Raw genomic sequence first — 3,480 nt, 5'->3', positions numbered from 1 at the left:
TCACCCTCGCCAACGGCCGCCTGTTTCAGGAAGAGATCGAATCGCTCGAAGAGCTCTCGCGCTTCCAGCCGATCTGGGTTGATCTGGAGTCGCCCAGCCCGGAAGAAAAGCGCTGGATCAAGCAGTATTTTGGCCTGTCCATTCCTGCAGACGCGATGGACGAGGACATCGAGGAGTCGGCCCGGTTTTACAAGGAAGATAACGGTGAGTTGCACATCCGCAGCGACTTTCTGGTGGCCGACGACGACGATCCGCACACCGTGCGCGTCGCCTTCATCCTGAACCTGGACAACACCGAGCTCAAAAGCAAGGGCGTGCTGTTTTCCATCCACGACGAAGACGTGCCGGTGTTCCGGCTGCTGCGCATGCGCGCCCGGCGCGCGCCCGGCCTGATCGAGGACGCCAAAGAGGTGCTGCTCAAGCTGTTCGACGCCGACGCCGAATATTCTGCCGACACACTCGAAGAGATTTACGACGAGCTGGAAAAAGCCAGCGCCAAGGTGCTCTCGGGCGACGTGACCGACGTGCTGGCCGGCGAAGTGCTGGCCGCCATCGCACGCCACGAAGACATGAACGGGCGCATCCGGCGCAACGCCATGGACACACGGCGTGCGGTGAGCTTCATGATGCGCAGCAAGATGCTCAATGCCGAGCAGTTCGAGGATGCGCGGCAAATTCTGCGCGACATCGACTCGCTCGACTCGCACACCGCTTTTCTGTTCGACAAGATCAACTTCTTGATGGACGCCACGGTCGGTTTCATCAACATCAACCAGAACAAGATCATCAAGATTTTCTCGGTGGCCAGCGTGGCGCTGCTGCCGCCCACCATGATCGCCAGCCTGTACGGCATGAACTTCAAGTTCATGCCCGAGCTGGACTGGGCGCTGGGCTACCCGTTCGCCCTGGGCCTGATGCTGGCCAGCGCCCTGCTGCCCATGTGGTACTTCAGGAAACGCGGCTGGCTGAAATGAGGCACCGCGCATGAAAGTCAACGGCAAGCCTTATCGGACGATCTGGCTGAAGGAAGGCGATGACCAAGTGGTGCAGGTCATCAACCAGCTCAAATTGCCGCATGCCTTCGAGATTGCCGAGTTGGCGAGTGTTGCCGACATGTGCCGCGCCATCAGCAACATGACGGTGCGTGGCGCCGGCCTGATTGGCGCCAGCGCCGGCTTTGGCATGTACCTGGCAGCGCTGGAAGCACCCGAACAGGGCTTCCACGACTTCATGCGCCAGGCCGCAGCCAAGCTCAAGGCCACCCGGCCCACGGCGGCCAACCTGGTCTGGGCGGTCGAGCGCATGTTGGCCGCCATTGCTGTCGCAGGCACGCCGACACACCTGCGCCAGCTGGCCAGGCAAGCTGCGGTTGCGCTCGCCGACGAAGATGCCGCGCATTGCCGGCGCCTGGGCGAACATGGCCTGGCGCTGATCGCCGCCATCGCGCAGCGCAAGCCCGGCCAGCCTGTCAACATCCTGACCCACTGCAACGCGGGCTGGCTGGCTTTTGTCGATTTTGGCTCCGCCACAGCGCCCATTTATGCGGCGCACGACGCCGGCATTGCGGTGCACGTGTGGGTGGACGAAACGCGCCCGCGCAACCAGGGCGCCAGCCTGACCGCCTGGGAACTGGGGCAGCACGGCGTGCCGCACACGCTGATTGCCGACAACGCCGGTGGCCATTTGATGCAGCATGGCCTGGTCGATATGGTCATCACCGGTGCCGACCGCGTCACCCGCAGCGGCGACGTGGCCAACAAGATTGGCACCTACCTCAAGGCGCTGGCGGCGCGTGACAACGGCATCCCCATGGTTGTGGCGCTGCCCTCCTCCACCTTCGACTTCACGCTGCGCGACGGCGTTGCCAGCATTCCCATCGAGGAGCGTGGCGCCGAGGAAGTGCGTTGTGTCAGTGGCAAAACCTGCCACGGTGGCATTGAAACGGTGCAGATTTGCCCCAACACCACACCGGCGCGCAACTGGGGCTTTGACGTGACCCCGGCGCGCCTGGTGACAAAACTGATTTGCGAGCGCGGCATTTGTGACGCCAACGAGGCGGCCATTCTGACGCTGTTTCCACAGGAGAAACAGATGAACGCGCCCAGCGACGACGGCGTCATCAAATACAGCAGCCAGCGGGTTGATGGCGTTGTTGAAGCATCGGCCCAGCTCGACGAACTCAACACCGCGCGCACCGCCCTGTTCGACCTGGGCTTGATCGGCGCTTACCCCAACGGCATCGGCTACGGCAACCTCAGCCTGCGCACGAGCGGCCAGCAATTTTTGATCACCGCCAGCGCCACCGGGGCCATGCGTCAACTGCAGCCTGAGCAGTTTTGCCTGGTGGAGTCGTTTTCTGTAGAGCACAACAGCGTGCGTTCTCGCGGCAGCCTGGAGGCGTCGTCGGAGTCCATGACCCACGGCGCCATCTATGCGGCCAATCCGGCGGTGCACTGCGTCATGCACGTGCACAGCCGTCGGCTCTTTGATGCGCTGCTGGCACAGCGTGCGCCCCACACGGCAGCGGACATTCCCTACGGCACACCGGCCATGGCGCGGGCCGTGGCGCAACTGGTGGCCACCCAGCCCGCTTTGCCCGTGCTGTTCGTCATGGCGGGCCACGACGAAGGCGTCGTCGCCTATGGCGCTGACATCGGCTCGGTGCTGGCCCTGCTGGTTGATACCTTGAACCGGAAGTTCACATCATGACAAAAATTGGCATCATCGGCGGCAGCGGGCTCGACAACCCGGACATTCTTGAACATGCGCAAGACCACAGCGTGAGCACGCGCTGGGGCGTGCCGTCGGCCCCGCTGAAACTGGGGCAGATCGGCGGGGTGGACGTGGTGCTGCTGGCGCGTCATGGGCGCGAGCACACCATTCCCCCCAGCCAGGTCAATTACCGGGCCAACATCCAGGCGCTCAAGGATGCCGGTTGCAGCCACGTGCTGGCCAGCACGGCGGTGGGCTCATTGCGCCTTGACATCGGGCGTGGCCATCTGGTCATCATCGACCAGTTCATCGACTTCACCAAGCAGCGCGCCATGAGTTTTCATGAATCATTCGCGCCGCACCAGCCCATCCACACGCCCATGGCCGATCCCTTTGATGCTGAGTTGCGTGCCATTTTGAACGAGGCCTGCCAGCGCTTGGGCTTTGACCATCACCCTACAGGCACGGTCATCACCATCGAGGGGCCGCGCTTTTCGACCCGTGCCGAATCCAACATGTTTCGCGCCTGGGGCGCCGACATCGTCAACATGTCGATTGCCACCGAGGCCGCTTTGGCCAACGAGGCCGGTTTGCCCTATGCCGCCGTGGCCATGAGCACCGACTACGACTGCTGGAAAACCGACGAAGAGCCCGTCACGTGGGAGGCCATTTTGTCGGTATTCAACAGCAACGCGCAGAAAGTAACCCAACTTCTGCGCGATGCCATTCCCCGCATTGCCCGGCGCAGCCACTGAACCAGCGGCAGCG

3 protein-coding genes are annotated in these 3,480 nt (G+C 63.0%); all 3 read left to right on the top strand.

Going from position 1 to position 3,480, the window contains the following annotated elements:
• Positions 1-974: magnesium/cobalt transporter CorA (gene corA, locus IBX54_RS13630; protein WP_296543200.1), on the top strand; the 974-nt coding region annotated here is incomplete at its 5' end.
• Between the two features lie 10 nt (positions 975-984).
• Positions 985-2,709 carry an S-methyl-5-thioribose-1-phosphate isomerase gene (mtnA, locus tag IBX54_RS13625; protein WP_296543199.1) on the top strand — a complete coding sequence of 575 codons (1,725 nt, stop codon included), beginning with the start codon at positions 985-987 and terminating at the stop codon, positions 2,707-2,709.
• Entirely contained in the window at positions 2,706-3,467 is a 762-nt protein-coding gene (gene mtnP / locus IBX54_RS13620) for an S-methyl-5'-thioadenosine phosphorylase (RefSeq protein WP_296543198.1), read from the top strand. Before mtnA ends, mtnP begins: the two co-directional genes overlap by 4 nt.
• The last annotated feature ends 13 nt before the right edge of the window (positions 3,468-3,480 follow it).

The sequence above is a fragment of the Rhodoferax sp. genome, assembly GCF_014859475.1.
Taxonomy (GTDB): domain Bacteria; phylum Pseudomonadota; class Gammaproteobacteria; order Burkholderiales; family Burkholderiaceae_C; genus Rhodoferax.
Note: the sequence above shows the minus strand (reverse complement) of the source record. Positions and strands in the feature narration are given on the sequence as shown.

What these genes read in the sequence shown, in the direction of transcription:
- mtnA (WP_296543199.1), top strand. Translation starts at nt 985, where the DNA reads ATGAAAGTCAACGGCAAGCCTTATCGGACGATCTGGCTGAAGGAAGGC.
- mtnP (WP_296543198.1), top strand. Translation starts at nt 2,706, where the DNA reads ATGACAAAAATTGGCATCATCGGCGGCAGCGGGCTCGACAACCCGGAC.